This is a genomic window from Bradyrhizobium rifense (genome assembly GCF_008123425.1).
Classification (GTDB): Bacteria; Pseudomonadota; Alphaproteobacteria; order Rhizobiales; family Xanthobacteraceae; genus Bradyrhizobium; species Bradyrhizobium rifense.
The window spans coordinates 1-15,308 of the sequence record NZ_VSSS01000042.1; the positions used below are offsets into that span (position 1 = coordinate 1).

General features: G+C 64.5%; 11 protein-coding genes. 1 reads left to right on the forward strand and 10 read right to left on the reverse strand.

Features of this window, described 5'->3' with window-relative positions; genetic code table 11:
* Positions 1–333: flagellin N-terminal helical domain-containing protein (locus FXB40_RS27055; protein ID WP_488226142.1), on the reverse strand; the 333-nt coding region annotated here is incomplete at its 3' end.
* Between the two features lie 320 nt (positions 334–653).
* Here FXB40_RS27055 and flbT point away from each other — a divergent pair.
* A complete protein-coding gene (flbT, locus tag FXB40_RS27060; RefSeq protein ID WP_148775390.1) occupies positions 654–1,079 on the forward strand; it encodes a flagellar biosynthesis repressor FlbT in 426 nt (141 codons plus the stop codon).
* Between the two features lie 92 nt (positions 1,080–1,171).
* Here flbT and FXB40_RS27065 read toward each other — a convergent pair whose 3' ends face one another.
* The 9 genes from FXB40_RS27065 to FXB40_RS27105 all read right to left on the reverse strand — a co-directional run bounded on the left by FXB40_RS27065 (position 1,172) and on the right by FXB40_RS27105 (position 15,259).
* Positions 1,172–2,668 carry a pyridoxal phosphate-dependent decarboxylase family protein gene (locus FXB40_RS27065; protein ID WP_148775185.1) on the reverse strand — a complete coding sequence of 499 codons (1,497 nt, stop codon included), beginning with the start codon at positions 2,666–2,668 and terminating at the stop codon, positions 1,172–1,174.
* Positions 2,665–3,900 carry an ATP-grasp domain-containing protein gene (locus FXB40_RS27070; protein WP_148775186.1) on the reverse strand — a complete coding sequence of 412 codons (1,236 nt, stop codon included), beginning with the start codon at positions 3,898–3,900 and terminating at the stop codon, positions 2,665–2,667. Before FXB40_RS27070 ends, FXB40_RS27065 begins: the two co-directional genes overlap by 4 nt.
* Before the next feature lie 16 nt (positions 3,901–3,916).
* Complete coding sequence (locus FXB40_RS27075) at positions 3,917–5,521, reverse strand: hypothetical protein (protein ID WP_187437171.1); 1,605 nt, start codon at positions 5,519–5,521, stop codon at positions 3,917–3,919.
* 10 nt (positions 5,522–5,531) lie between these two features.
* Positions 5,532–6,314 (reverse strand): hypothetical protein, encoded by a 783-nt coding sequence (locus FXB40_RS27080; RefSeq protein WP_148775188.1) that lies wholly within the window; start codon positions 6,312–6,314, stop codon positions 5,532–5,534.
* Positions 6,315–6,388: 74 nt separating this feature from the next.
* The gene (locus FXB40_RS27085; RefSeq protein ID WP_148775189.1) at positions 6,389–8,779 is read right to left on the reverse strand and encodes a flagellar hook associated protein; all 2,391 of its coding nucleotides are present in this window, start codon (positions 8,777–8,779) and stop codon (positions 6,389–6,391) included.
* 18 nt (positions 8,780–8,797) lie between these two features.
* Positions 8,798–10,678: a flagellar hook-associated protein FlgK gene (gene flgK / locus FXB40_RS27090; RefSeq protein ID WP_148775190.1), complete on the reverse strand. Its 1,881-nt coding sequence runs from the start codon at positions 10,676–10,678 to the stop codon at positions 8,798–8,800.
* A 35-nt stretch (positions 10,679–10,713) separates the two neighbouring features.
* Entirely contained in the window at positions 10,714–12,987 is a 2,274-nt protein-coding gene (locus FXB40_RS27095; RefSeq protein WP_148775191.1) for a flagellar hook-basal body complex protein, read from the reverse strand.
* Between the two features lie 191 nt (positions 12,988–13,178).
* Entirely contained in the window at positions 13,179–13,691 is a 513-nt protein-coding gene (gene msrB / locus FXB40_RS27100) for a peptide-methionine (R)-S-oxide reductase MsrB (RefSeq protein WP_187437172.1), read from the reverse strand.
* Between the two features lie 107 nt (positions 13,692–13,798).
* Positions 13,799–15,259, reverse strand: coding sequence for an NAD(P)/FAD-dependent oxidoreductase (locus FXB40_RS27105; RefSeq protein WP_148775193.1), 1,461 nt, complete (start codon positions 15,257–15,259; stop codon positions 13,799–13,801).
* Between the last annotated feature and the right edge of the window lie 49 nt (positions 15,260–15,308).

Sequence of the window (15,308 nt, forward strand, 5' to 3'; positions counted from 1 at the left end):
GACGTTGGACTTGGTGGAGTAACCGACCGTGGTCTGGAGCGCCTGGTTGGCGATCGACTTCGCGCTGTCGATCAGCTTCTGCAGCGAGGTGATGCCGGTGTTGGCGGCCTGCAGCACCTGCACGCCGTTGGCGATGCCATCGAGCAGGTTGTTGATGTCGCTGGCACGGTTGTCGAGCGACTGGGCCGTGAAGAAGTTGGTGGGATTGTCCAGGGCCGAATTGACGCTCTTGCCGGTGGCCAGACGGTTCTGGGTGGTGGCGAGAAGATCGGCGGTGGACTGGAGGGAGAGCAGGTTCTGACGAACCGATGCGGAGAGAACGATACCGGACATTGGGTGTTACCTTTCTGGTAAACGACGCTACTGTTACGCGTCTACTGGGATCTTGATTGACCCAGCGACCGCCGGACCGTGGCTCCGAGAATCTAACGAAGCATGAAATGAAACCGGCGCTTTCGCTGAGTCGCAGCGTGATTCGGGCAAGCTCGCCGTGCATGCCGCTGCGCCGCCGCCCCGCTTCGTTGTTGAAATAATTAGGCTTTTCCGCGCAGATGCCGGAGATTTACAACTCGTTAACTAGTCTTGATGGACTATTGCGCCCTGACCCGCCGCAACACGCGCTCGGTTACGAAAGCGTTGATGGAGAACAGGCAATGGCCCTCAAGGTCGAGCTCAGGCCGCACGAACGCATCATTGTCGGTAACTGCGTGATAACCAACACCGATCAGCGCGCCCGCCTTCTGATCGACGGCGAGAACGTGCCGATCCTGCGTGAGCGCGACATTCTCACGCCCGAGACCGCCGATACGCCCGCCAAGCTCGTCTATCTGGCGGTCCAGCTCATGTACATCTCGCCAGACCCGCAGACCCAGCACGGCACCTATTTCAACCTGGTGCGCGACATCGTCACCGCCGTGCCGAGTTCCTGGCCGATCATCGAGGCCATCAACAACAACATCCTGAACGGCGACCTTTACCGGGCGCTGAAGGATGCCCGCAAGCTGATCGCCTATGAAGAGAAGCTGCGTGACCAGTACAACGCTGCGCACCCCGAGGTTGACGTCAGCTCGGCCGCCTGATCCAAGATCTTAAGACCTCAGCCAGAGACCCCACGCAAACGACAACGGCCCCGGATCGTCTCCGGGGCCGCTGTCGTTTCTGCGGGTCGCTTTTACTGCGCCGCGAGCGGCGGCGCGTCGACCTCAATCAATCCGCCGGTCCGCTGCGTACCGAACTTGATCACGGCCGACACCAATGCGTCGATATCCGTCTCCGCGGTGCGATGATTGACGATCGCTGCGCGGATCGCGAACTTGCCGTCCAGCGTCGTGCTTGACGGTGCGGCAATGCCGGACTCCTGGACATCGGCGACGATCTCCCGATTGATCGCATCGTCGGCGCGATAGCGGAAGCAGACAATGTTGAGATTGACCGGCGCGAGCAGCTCGAGCCGTGGCTCGGCGAGTACGCGCGTCTCGAGATATCTTGCGAGTGCGCAGCTGTGCGCGATCACCGCACCCAGCCGGTCGGTGCCGAACGTCTTCAGCGTGAACCACGTCTTCAGCGCGCGGAAACCGCGCGACAGATCCGGACCGAGATCGCACGGCCAGACAGCACCGGCCGCAAGCCCCCTCGCCTCTCGGCTCAGATAGGCCGCCGGCTGCGCAAAGGCCTGCCGATGCCGTTCGCCGTCGCGCACCAGCAGGAAGCCGGCGTCATAGGGCACCTGTCCCCATTTGTGGAAGTCGAGCGCGATCGAATCCGCGAGCTCGATGCCCTCGAGCAGCGGTGCGAGCTCGGGCGAGAGGATCGCGAGCGCACCGAAGGCGCCATCGACGTGAAACCAGATGCCCTCTTCGCGGCACAAATCGGCGATCGCCCTGAGATCGTCGATCGCGCCGATGTCGACGGTGCCGGCCGATGCCGTGACCAGGAACGGCTTGAAGCCGACCTCACGATCGACCGCGATCTGCGTGCGCAGCGCGGCGACGTCGATGCGATGATCGGCATCGACATCGATCTTGCGCAGCGCTTCGGTGCCGAAGCCGGCGATGTCCATCGCGCGGGAGATGCAGCCGTGCGCTGCCTTCGAGGCATAGGCCGTGAGCAGCGCGCCGTCATTACCGATGCCGTGTTGCCGCGCCAGCGTGCCGAGCGCGTTCGTGCGCGCCACCAGCACCGCCATCAGATTGGCCATCGACGTACCGGTGACGAAAATGCCGCTTGCGCCTTGCGGAAAGCCGAACAGGCCGCGCATCCACTGGACGATCTGGCGCTCGACCTCGATCGGCATGTGATCACGGCCGCCGAGATTCGCATTGAGACCGGCCGCGAGCATCTCCGCGACCATGCCGACGGCGGTGCCGCCGCCATGCACCCAGCCCATGAAGCCGGGATGAACATTGCCGGTCGCGTAGGGCGCGACGTGCTCGGAGAATTCGCGATAGACGTCCGCAAGAGACGTCGCTTCGCGCGGCACGTCGGTCCGGACTGCCGCGCGAACCTCGTCGGGGATCGGCTGCCAGACCGGACGCGCGCGGACATTCGCAATGCCGTCGATCGCCTCGTCCAGCATGCGATGGGCGAGCGCACGAAACTCGCTCCAGTCCTGCGGATCGAGCGATCCGTTCGTGACAGATGCCTGCGTGTTGCGGATGATCTCGTTCATGCTGCGCTCCCCACGGCCGTTTTTGCATGCCGTAACAGCATCGCGGTGAACGCGGCAAATATCTTGCGCATCTGCGGCGGCTTGTACGGAAACACCACCGGCGAATCCATGTTGTGCACGACGGCGGTGTTGTCGGCCTCGAACACCAGAAGCTCGCCGTTCTGGTTCTCGGCGCAATCGACGATGAAATAATCGAGGCCGACGCGCCGGCTCATTTCGTCGAGCGCATTCTTGTGACGTGCTGCGAAAGCGCGATCGAAGTCTTGCATGAAGATGGCCTCTTCAGCGCGCTTCTCCTCGCTGAACGCCATGTAGGCGTTGAGATACCAGATGTCCCAGCGATCGGCGATCGCCATATGGCAGGCATAAGGCTTGCCATCGACCATGGTGAGCCGAATTTTACGATAGAGTCCGTCGGGGTTCGCATAATTGACGAAACGCGCGACGAAGAAGTCCTGCTCCTGCCGCTCGGCAAGATAGGCCGCGAGCGCCGCCGCATCGTCGATCTTCGCAAGCCCAACGCCGGCATGCGTACCGCGCGGCCGTACGATCATCGGAAAGTGCAATTCGCCCGAGATCTCCGCGCAAGCGATCCGCTCCTCCGAGAGAGCCGTCAATTGCGCACGGGTCGCGTTGGCGGTCACGGGAATATCGAGACCGGGAATATCAGCCAGCAGCCGATAGAGCTTGTCGCGATCGAGATTGCCGATCAGCTCGGGGCGATTGAGCAACGGCCGCGGCCAGCGCGGCGCGGCTTTCTCGATCATCGCCAAGGCTTCGCGGCATTCCTCGGAGTCGGATGCGACCACGATGGCAACGTCGTGATCAGGCAGCGTTTCCGGTAGGCCCTTGTCCTTGGTCACGTAGAGCGTCAGAAGCTCGATATCGGAGCCTTCGAGCAAAAATTCGATCGGCGTGTTGCCGCCCATGTCGATGTCGGCCGCAAGCGCAAGCACGCGCAAGCCCGGCTTCGGCACTGCGGCGGGCGTGCGAAACAATTGGTGGAAGGAGAGCACCTCGGACTGGATCACGAGGCCTGCTTCCTTCTCGCCCATCAGCTGGGCGATCAGGGACAGGTCCAGCCCCTCACCGGCCTGCGCCGTCCCCTCCGCGATCCGCGCCAGCAGCCGCTCACGCAACGGATGCAGATCGATGCCCTCGAAGGCCTGGCGGGTCAAATGCGCAAAGCCGATACGATCGGCAAAGTTCGGCGCGGCAAGCGGATGCAACATCTCACACCTATAGGGGCTACGCCGGCACAGCGGCGGTATGGTCAAGCAGCAGCTCTGTCTTCACCAGGACGTGGGCGATGCGATCGAGGATGTGCTGCACATTGCGTTGCGCTTGCACGCTGTCGGGCGACCATGCGTCGGTGACGAGTCGCGCGCCGACGCACAACCGCAGCGCAGCCTGCGGCACGCCGTCCGGTTGCTCCAGCCGCACAGGCTGGCCGACGAGACAGCGTTGTGCGGCAATTTGCCGGTCCGCCGCGCGGCCGACGACGTCGTCGTTCATGTCGCGCGCCAGCGCGCGATGGACCGCACTGGTATCGGCGATGGACACCGGCTTCCCGTTCCGAAGCAGCGTGAATGGAAAGATCGTCTGCTGCGCGAATTCCTCGTTATCCGCATCCGCCTTGTCGAAGGCTGCCGGTACGGCGCGCAGCGACGGCGAAAGCGCGATCATGCTGTCGATGCCGGCCGCGAGCTCGGCCAGCGCCTTGGCGCGGAATGCCCCGGGCACGGCGTAGTAATTGCCGATCTCGGCAAGTGCTGCTTCCCAGCGCAACCATTGGCCGAAATTCGGACGGCGTTCGAAGCGCGAGCGCAGCGCCGTCCACGTCATCGGCCAGTCGCAGCGGCCGACATAGTCGAACAAGCCTGGCGCGATCCCTTCAATCCGGTTGAGCGCGCGCGACAGGCCCTTCGGCACCAGCAGCGCACCGCTGAAGGCAGGCCCGCCAAAGAACTTCGAACCAGTGATCAGCACCATGTAGCCGCGATCGAGATAGGAGCGCAGCCGGCGGCGGCCGAGCCGCGCCTGACAGGCATCGACGACGACCTGAACCTTGCGCGGCCAGCGCCGCGCGATCTCATCGAGACAGGCGGCACTCGGCGCACGCCAGCCGAGCTTTGACGAATCCATAATGTGCAACAAAACGCGCCGGCCTTGCGCGAGGCTGTCCTCGATTGCACGCATGATCTCGGCATCCGCGTCGGTGCGCATCGCAAGGCCCGACGTGGGGTCGAGCAGCGGTATGACGATGCTGTCGGCGGCGAGGCCCGCGATCGCTGCGTCCTTGCGCACCGCAACGCCGCTCGCCGTCATCGTGCTGAAATGGTGCCCGCGCGCGGTGTGCGCCGTTCCGCTGCCGGTCTGATCAGCCCCGACCACGATCGACACCGGCGGCGCGCCGAGCACCGCGTGCGCCAGGAACAAAGCTTGAAGCTGGGAATCGGTGCCCGACGGCGAAAACACGACGTCGACGCGCGGCGGGAGCTGGAAGTGCCCGCGCAGTTCGTCGCGCATATCCTCGCAGCGCCGGTCGAAGGCGATCTCGACCTCGTCGAACAGCGATTTGTGGACCAGTTCCTCGCGTGCCAGCGCGGCGCGGTCATAACCTGCCTGCGAGATTGACGATGCCGTCGATGAGGCGAAATTCCAAATCTCGGGTTCGGGCGACGGAGCGCAGCCATAGGCATTGACGCGCTCCTTTGGATCGAGCGCCAGCCGCTGGTCTCCGCCGGATATGAGCAGCGTGTCCAGCGGCGTAAAGAGATCGCGCAGGCGATAGCGCGAGCCGCCTTCGGGCGCTCGCTCGATGTCTGACAGGCGGGATGCGCCGATGCTCATCCCGACAGGCTCACGCCGCGTCGGCCGCGGCCGCGGGGGCCGGCGCGAATTGCGAGGCGATGTCGCCGTGGAACACGGACGGACCGACGTGGTCGAGCGAGCTCTGGATATCGGCCCAGATCTCGCCGCCGATATCGGTCCAGCGTTTGCAGAAGGCGAAGTCTTCCGAGAGATAGGTGCCGGTCGCCGGATCGATCATGCATTCGAACAGCGCAAACCGGTTCTGGCTCGCGACCAGCGAGTCATGCGAATGCTCGCGGAAGAATTGCAGATGGGCGTAGTCCGGATGGCGGCACATCGCCTCCAGCGCCTGGCGCCGAATCATCAGGAATCCCGTGCCCGCGTAGCGCACGCGGATAAAACCGTTGACCACCACGATGCGGTCGGGATCCTCGATCTCGAGCACGTAGTCGAGCGAGGCCGCCGTCACGTCGGTCCGTCCCGCCTTGATCGCGCGCGTCGCCTTGTCCCAATTGACCCGCTTGATCGGATAGCACCCGGCAACGACATCCGCACCGGATTCGATCAACCGGAACACCTGCTCCGGCTTGAAGCCGATATCGGCGTCGATGAACAGGAAATGCGTCGCGTCCGGATCGTCCAGAAACATCGCGACCAGATTGGCCCGTGCACGTGTGATCAGCGCGTCGCCATCGCGCAAGTGCACCTTGAGCCCGAGATTGGACATGCCGTGCACGGCGCGCTGGAGCGCGAAGATCGAGCTGGCGTAAATGCTCGACACCTGCCCGCCGAAGCACGGCGTGGCCACCACCAGTTGCATCTTGTCCGACATCGACGGCTCTGCCCCCCGCTCAAACCCTCTCCAAGAGGTAAACAGGCATGGTTAACGGCGCCTTAATGCGCCCCTTACAGGTACTTGACCAGCGAGAGCTGCGCGAGGTTCGCGGTAGTCTGGTAGGACGCCTGCAGCGCGTTCTGAAGTGACAGAATTTCGCTCGCGACCTGGTCGGGAGACGCCGACTCCGCCTGGTCGACGATGCCCTGGAGCTGCGCCTTGGCCTGGGTCTGGCGCGTGGACGCATCCTTCATCGTGTTCTGGGCCATCGCGATGTCGGTCTGGATGTCCTCGATCTTCTGCTGTCCGGCCTGAGGGGTCAGCGCCTGCGTCGTGCGCAGGCTCAGCGCTGCGACCTGCGCGCCCGAATATTGCCCGGTCGGCGAGGTCGAGAACGTGCCGTACACGGCAACGGCCTGCAACTGCTTGCGGATCGCGGCCTCGTCGGCCTGGGCGCCATATTGCACCGTGACGGAATCGTCGACCCGCGCCACCGCGGTCGAGCGCGCCGAGCCCGGCCCGTCATTGCCGGTGTACCATTTCACTGTCGTGGCCGAGCCGTTCACCAGCGTCGTCGCCGAGCCGAGGGGCGAAGAGCCGACGCGCAGCGGAGCCTTTGCCGCCGTGACCGGGGAGGTCGTGAAGCCGAGCGCCGCGAACGCCGTGCTGTTCGAGCTCGTGATGTTGAGGCTCCCGGGATCGTCCGTGTTGATCGTGATCACGCCGCCATGGATGGTCGACGGCTTCGTGGTGCCGGTGATCTGATCGATCTTGCTAAGCAGAGTTGAGACGTTGTCGGTAACGTTGATCTGATTTGGGCCGACGGCGCCCGAGGCGACAAAAGTCAGCGTCTGACCGTTCACTGTGATCGTATCGGGGCTAACGGCAGGCGGACCCGCCGACCCCGCCTGGAACGCCGTTGAGAGGACTCCTGGGCCGCCCGTGGTCGCAGTGCCGCTCAGCACAGTTGAACCGGTGATCGGAGGCGTCGACGCCACGCTGCCGCGCGTCACGCTGCTGAGACCGAGCGCTGTGGCCGCCGCGCCGCCGGTGACCGCCACGTCTGTGCCGGTGCCGGTCGCGATCTGGATATTGCCGCTGGCGCTCAGAGTCACGTTGGCGGAGGGGACGCCGGCAGCCGTCGCGATCGCATTCAAGATATCAGACACCTTCGCGGCGCTGCCCGAAGCCAGTCCGATCGTGGTATTGCCGCTGGCCGTCGTGACCGTGGTGACGTTAGGGTCGAAGGTGATCGTGTGAGCGCCGCTCGCGCCGGTGATGGTCAGAGTGGTACCGGTCGGAGCGTTGGCGAGCGCGTTGAGAGTGGTTCCGTTGAGATGGGGTGTCGCCGAAGAATCGAGCGATGTGGCCGTCGACGCAGCCGCCAATGTGCTGTCCTGCAACGCGACCGAGCCCGTCCCGGTCGTCGAGGTATAGGAGCTCAGATTGCCGGGGGCCGCCACATTCGCGGTGGCTGATCCCACCGTGTTGAAGAAATTGTCGCCGGCCGCCACGGCGGATGCCGCCACCAGAGAGGTGTTGGCGAGCTTCGTGATTGCGGTGTTCAGCGCAGTGTTGAGGTTCGCCGAGGTGGTAGCCGGGTTCGGGGGAACCACCGGAATGACATTGGGGTTGCCGGGATCGATCGCAAAGCTGCCGACCGGCGTCGGCGTGGCGCTGGACGCCGTCAGGTCGATCTGCTCGGTCGAACCATCCGGCAGCGTGAACTGCACGCTGAGCTTGTCGCCGTTCTTCGGGTTGACGCCGTTGAGATTGACCGAGAACGACACTGGCGAGCCGCTCGGGCCGGTCACGGTTGCGCCGGTCAGCGTCGAGGAGACTGCCGCAATTTTCAACCCGAACGGCGAGGTCGGGGAGTCTTCCGCCACGCTGATCACGCCCGCTGTCTGGGACTGCACCAGCCGCCCCATGCCGTTGGCGCCGAGGTCGGCGGCCTGACGTTCCGCCATGACCGTCTTCAGGCCCGCCTGCGTCGTCGTGCCGTTGATGATGTCGCCGGCGTTGGCGACCGATTGCGTGTTGTAGGCGGTTCCGGAGAACATATAGCGGTTGCCGGACTGCGTGTTGAGAACGCCGACCATCGAGCCGAACTGCGCGGCGGCGGTGTTCTGCGCCACCGTCTGGCCGTTGACATTGAGGTCCTGCGACGAGGTGGCCGAACCCGTCTGCACCGTGTTGCGGATCGTCGTGAGCGACTGCAGTGCGGTGTTTTCGAGGTTGATGTTGACGTTGACGTTGGTGATCGTGTCGGTATAGGCGGCGATGTTCGAAAGCTGCGCGCGCGAGGCGATCGCAAAACCTTCGTTGGTCCCCATGCCGGAATAGTTCTGCGACAGCTTGCCGGTCGAAAGCTGCGTCGACAGGTCGGTGAGCTGCTGGTTGATGTTACGGACCTGCGCGCCGAGAACCGAAGAACCGTAATTGATGCTGCTGATCGACATGTTTCAGAGCCCTACTGATTACCCTTGAGCCTGGAGCAACGTATTCATCATGCTCTGCACCACCGACATCACGTGGGCGTTGGCGGCATAGGCATTCTGAAGCTGGATCAGGTTCGACATCTCCGAGTCCAGATTGACGCTGGAGGTCGAGTTGAACTTGGCTTGCAGCGTCGAGACCACGACGCTCTGGCCCTGCTGTAGCGCGGTCGCCTGGGTCGAGGCGTTGGCCTGAACGCTCAGGAACTGCTGCAGATAATTCGAGACGCTGCCGGTGAACGGCTGGCTGGCCGAACCGAGACCGGTCTGCGGCGAATAGGAAAACACCGTGTTGGTGAGCTGCGAATAGAGATAGTCCGAGCGCGTGGTGTCGCCGGTGGGTGTCACCGGCGAGGTGCTGTAGACCGACAACTTGGTCGGATCGGTGCTGAGCTGCGTGTTCACGGCGATACGGCCGGCAAGGCCGGTCATTTGCGAGCCCGATGCCGTGATCGCGCCGGTGTAGAGCGCCTGGCCGCCGTCGGTGAACAGCGGCAGCTGCGGGCTGCCCGAGGTCAGCGACGAGATCGTCTTGGTGCTTGACGCCGAATTGACCTTGGCGAGGCCGGAATTGTCGTCCGTGACCCGCAGCGTCGTCGCGGTCGCAGGCGACGGGGCCGCGGAGAAGGTCAGGTGCGAGCCCGATAGCGCGGTGTTGAGCGCCGCGGCGATCGCGCCCATGCCACCGGAGAAATTGAGCCCGATCTGCATCGGATTGGCGTTGGTGGCGTTCTGAAGCGGCAGCGCCGCCGGATCAGTCACGTTCACCAGCGTGATCTGGCGCTGGGTGTTGGTCGAGTCGGTATAGGTGAGGTTGACGGTGTTGCCCGGCTGCGCGCCGGCGAGATCGATGTCGAAGCCGGCGGGAGGACCGGAGACGGAGGTGCCCGCCGTGGTCTTGTCGGACAGCGCGCTCGACATCGTCGCGGCGAGCTGATCGACTTGTTGCTGCGCCTGCACCAGCGTCTGGTCGCGCAGCTTCAGGTCGGCCGCGATCTGGCCGGAAGAGACGACATTATTGCCGGCGACGTCGATCGAGGAGCCGTTCGGCAGCTTGATGGCGAGCGCACCGACTCCGGACTTGGCGGGATCAATATTGTAGAGCGAGGTCGCCCCCAGCGCACCGGCCGACGCAAAGGTGAATTGCGAGGCGAGCCCGGCGCCAACGAGCTGAATGCCGGTGGTGGTGTAGATATTGGCCTGGTTCGATCCGTCGGTGGTGACGCGGACATCGACATATTTCGACAGCGAGTTGATGGCCTGATCGCGCTGGTCCATCAACGTCGCCGCCGACGGATCGGTCGAGGCCAGGCCCTGCAGCTTGGAGTTGATGTCGGCAATCTGGTTCAGCGCCGCGTTGGCGGCTTGCGATGAGGTGCCAAGATCCTGCTCGACATTGGAGCGCAGCGACTGGATGCCCTTCGTGGTGACGTTGAGCTGCGTCGCCAGCGCCTGTGCCGCACCGACCGCGACCGTCTGCGCCGACGACGAGCCCGCGCTGGTCGAAAGCGCCTGGAGCGAGGTGGTGAAATTGTTCAGCGCGGTTTCGAGCGTGCCGCTGTTGCCGGGCGTACCATAGACATTCTGAAGCTGCTTCAGAATGTTGGCGGTCTGGTCGGCGTAGCCGCTGCCGCCGGTCTCGGTGCGCAGCTGGTTCAGCACATAGCTGTCGATGTCCCGGCTGACGCCGGTCGTCTTCGCCGTCGAGCCGAAATCGCCGGTGGTGACTTCGATCTGGTTCGGCGTCTGGGCGACGTAACCCGGCGTCTGCGAATTTGCGACGTTCGACGAGACGATCGAGAGCGCAGCCTGGTTGGCACGCAGACCGCTCATCGCACTGGCAAGGGCTGAACTCAAACCCATCTTGACTAGCCGCCTTTGGTTACGTTACGCGCCAATCAGCGCAACACGTTCAGGAGGTCCTGGACCATCGAGTTCGCCGTCGTGATCACCTTGGTGTTGGCCGAATAGGCCTGCTGGGTCACGATCAGCTTGGTGAACTCGTCGGCGATGTCGGTGTTCGAGCCTTCCAGCGACGAGCCGCTGATGGAGCCCGAAGCGCCGTCGATCGCCGGACCCGACTGGTCGGTCGCGGAATAAGCACCGCCGTCGAGCGCCTTCAGGTAGTTCGTGCCGTTGAAGTGCGACAGCGTCACCTGGGCGAGGTCGAGATTCTGGCCGTTGGAGAAGGTGCCGACCACGAGGCCGCTGTTGTTGACGGCGACCGAGCGGAGCTGGCCCGCCGCGTAGCCGTTCTGCGTGATGGTGTTGATGGTCACTGCGCCGCTGGTGGAGGCATATTGCGTCAGACCGCCCGACGAGATGTTGAAGGCGACGGAGCCCAGCGCCTGACCGCTGACGGTGACGTTCGGGATCGTGATCCCCGAGCCGCTCGGCGAGGTCAGCGAGCCGTCTGCAGCGAAGGTGAACGTCTGTCCGGTATTGACCCAGCCGACTGCCGTGCCGGTCGCGCTCGGATCGGTCTGGTAGAACATGTTCCAGCTATCGGAATGACCGGTGCCCAGCGAGGCACTGTCGGTCTTGGCCCAACGGAGCTGCAGGTTAACCGGCGTGCCTGCGGCGTTGTAGGCGGTGACCGCACCGCCGCTGATCGTTTCCTTGGTGAAGGTGGCGATGTCGTTGCCGATCACGGTGCCGGTGCCAGCGGTGCCGCCACCGCCACGGGGCTTGTTGATGGCTGCCGTGAATCCGAGCGCGGCGAAGGCACTGGTGTTGCTGCTGGACACCTGCAGGGAGGGGTTGGAAATGCCGGTATTCAGCGTGACCACGCCGTTGCTGACCGATGAGCCCGAGGCGCCGCTGAGAAAGTCGATCTTCTGCAGCAAGGTCGAGACGGTGTCGCTGGTGCTGATCTGGTTCGGGTTGGCAATGGGGGGGGCCGTGGAGACGAAAGTCAGTATCTGACTGCCCACCGTGATGGTATCGGCCGGGGGGCCCGCCGTGAAGCCCGATGAAAGAACCTGCGCACCGCCGGGCGTCGCGGCGCCACTGAGCAGCGTGTTGCCGGTGATCGGAGGCGTGGACAGCACGTTGCCGCCGCGCGTCACGTTGCTGAGGCCAAGCGTGGTCGCCGCGGTACCGCTGATCGCAAGATCGACGTTGACGCCGCCGGAAATCAGGAGGTTGCCGCTCGTGTTGATAGTCGCGGTGACGCTGTTGCCGGCCCCACCGGCCGTTGCAATCGCATTCAGGATATCGTTCACCGTATTCGTGGTGCCGTTTTTGACACCGATCGTGGTGCTAGTGGCAGTCGAGGTGATGCCCGTGATGGTGTTGTCGAAGGTGATCGTATAGACGCCACTGCCGTTGTTGATCGACAACGTCTGGCCAGCCAGCGAGGCGGCGAGATGCGGGACTGCAGTGGGGTCGAGGGGCGTACCGCTGGTCGCCGCCGCCGAAGCGCTGTTCAGCAGCGCCACCGAACCAGTCACAGTCGTCGCCGTGTAGGCCGAACGCAGATTGCCGGTAGCGGAGCCGCCGGCGACCGTTGCGTTCGCATAAGGCGGGGGCGGGGTACCCACCGGCAACGGATTGGAGGCAAAGTCCGACGGGTTCAGGCCGCCGGCCGCCAGCAGCGTGCCGCTCGCCGCGGTCGAACTCGACGCCGTGCTCGGCACGCTGGGAAGGTTGGCGGCGTACTGGATCGAGGTGGTCGCCTGCGCCGGGATGAAGTTGTTCTGGAATTTCAGGACGGTGGCGACGTTGCCGGTCGGGTTGCCGGTCTTGGGGTCGACCGTGGTGCCCATCAGATAATAGCCGGCGCCGTTGACCAGATTGCCGTTGGCATTGAGCTGGAAGTCGCCGCGACGGGTGTAGTAGGTGACGCCGCTGAACACGGGCACGTTGTCGACGACGCCGGTCGCCTTCTGGATCGAGAAGAAGCCGTCGCCAGTGATCGCCATGTTGGTGGCGACGCTCGAGGACGAGATCGTGCCCTGGGTGGTGATGGTGGCCTTGGCGCTGGCCGTGACGCCACCCGCGACCTGCTTGCTCGGCACCGAGGCGTCGGGAATGAGGTCGACAAAGCTGGTGCCGATGCCTTTGTAACCGGTGGTGGATGAGTTCGCGATGTTGCCCGAGATGTTCTGCAGCGCGTAGGACTGCGCCTGCAGGCCACCCACCGAGGTGTTCATTGCATCGAAGATACCCATAACTTTGTCTCCAGATCCGATCTCGGCGGCCGGTAGACCAATGGCCGCATTCGGAGGAGACGTCGCAAGGCCTATGCCAATGCGGGTATTCTTAGGAAATCAATGACTTAAATAGAAAGGCCCAGGTCGGATGACCGGGGCACAATTGCCGGGCCGGCAACAATTGCCGGGGAAACGCGTCAAATAAAGCTCTACGTCGCCGAGGCCGACGCCGGGTGAAAGACCAGCCCGAAACCGTCGATGCAATAGCGCAATCCGGTCGGCTTTGGACCGTCGTCGAAGACGTGGCCGAGATGGCCGCCGCAGCGCCGGCAGTGCACTTCGGTGCGCACCATGCCGAAGGTGCGGTCTTCGGTCTTGCCGACATTGCCCTCGATCGGCTGGTAGAAGCTCGGCCAACCCGTGCCGCTCTCGAACTTGGTTTCCGAGGCGAACACCGGCAGGTCGCAACCGGCGCAGGCGAAGACGCCTTTGCGATGCTCCTTCAGCAGCGGGCTGGTGCCCGGCCGTTCGGTTCCCTCCTTGCGCAGGATCTCATATTGCTGCGGCGTGAGCTGGGCGCGCCATTCTGCGTCGGTCTTCTCGATCTCGAACTTCTCGGCGGCTATCTCTCCAGCCTGGGCCGGGGTTGCTCTCAGCCAGCGGAAGGCCGAAAGGCCAAACAGGCCGGCGACGGTCGTCAACAGGATGCGGCGGTCAAACATGTCTTTCTCCGTGCGCAGGAAGTCCACGCCCTGAGATACGGGTTCTAACGGCGGACGTTACACTTCCAGGCGGGATTTTTCTCAACTTATTGCGAGATGCCCTGCACTTATTGGGAGACGCCCTGCTCCTGGGGTGCCTGTTCCGTCTGCGCCGTCGCAGCCGGCTGCGGCGCCGGAGCCAGCCGCGGCCGAACCCCGGGCGGCGGACGGCGCGGACCGGTGCCGGCGGCCCGGTTGGCCTCGGCCAGCCGCGCCTCGCGTTCCTTGTCCTTGACCCGTGCCCGCTCGCGGTAACGGGCAAGCGACCCCGCGGCGGCGGAACTCGCCCTGCCCCAGATGCCAACCAATTGGCCGGCGACCCGCCCGGTGGTGCCGCCCGCCCAGACCAGCTCGAACGGCGAGAACAGCTTCCAGCGCTCGTCACCCCACAAAATGCTGCGCGCGATCAGCTGCCCGGCCATGGCGGAGGTGTTCATGCCCTGGCGGCCGAACCCGCTCGCCACCCACAGACCTTTGCGCAGCTGGCCGATCTGCGGCATGCCGTGCACGGTCTGACCGGTGACGCCGCCGAACGTCTCGGTGATCTCGACGTCGCCGAGTTGGGGGAAGATCGTGCGGATCCGCCGCTTCACGGGACCGGCAAAGCGCTGCGGCCGCGCCGCCCAGGTCGTCTCCGGGCTTTCCCATATCAGGCGATCGCCATCGACGATGCGGAAATGATCGACGCCGTCGGAATCCATCACCGATCCCTTGAAGCCGATGATCTCGTGCACCCGCTCGCCGAGCGGCGCGGTCACGCCGGCATAGCGCCAGACCGGCAGCAGCGTCTCCGACAGCCGCCGCAACGGCGCGCCGAGATGGATGTTGCCGGCGAGCACGATGTGGGTGGCGCGCAGCCGCGCCGACGGCGTGACGATGCGCTTGCGGATGCCGGAATGGTCGATGCTGACGACCGGCGTATCCTCGAAGATGCGGGCACCGGCCCGCCGCGCCAGCGCGGCCAGGCCGTGCACATATTTGCGGCCGTCGACCTGGAATGCCCGGGGGTAATAGACGCCGTGGAAGTAGCGATCGGTCTTGAGCGCCTCGCGGACGCGATCGACCTGCCAGCCTTCGACCTCGGTATCGAAATCCTCGTTCAGCATCTGGAGACGGCTGATCAGCCTGTCGCCGGCATCGACATTGGAGACTTCCAGCACCCCGTCGGTGAGGCCGATGCCCGGCATGTTCTCTTCGGTCGCATTGGCGCGGACGAACTCGGCCCCCTCCTTCGAGAGCGTCCACAATTCGCTGGCGTCCTCAAAGCCGATGCGCTCGATCAGCTCGGTGAGCGGCAGCGCAAAGCCCGGCGTCACGGCGCCGAGCTGGTTGCCTGAGGCGTTCCAGCCGATATGGCGGCCCTCGAGCACCGCGACGCTGGCCCCGAGCCGGGCCGCCTCCAGCGCAATGGAGAGGCCGGCAAGCCCCGCCCCGATCACGCAGATGTCGGCGTCGAGATCGAACGACAGCCGCGCACGTTCACGAAAGCCGGCTTCTTCCTGGGACACGCTTGTGAAAGTCTCGCTCATGTCGTTTTGTCAACGGTGCAATCTTCTTAAAGGACCAATCGGGCGCTTG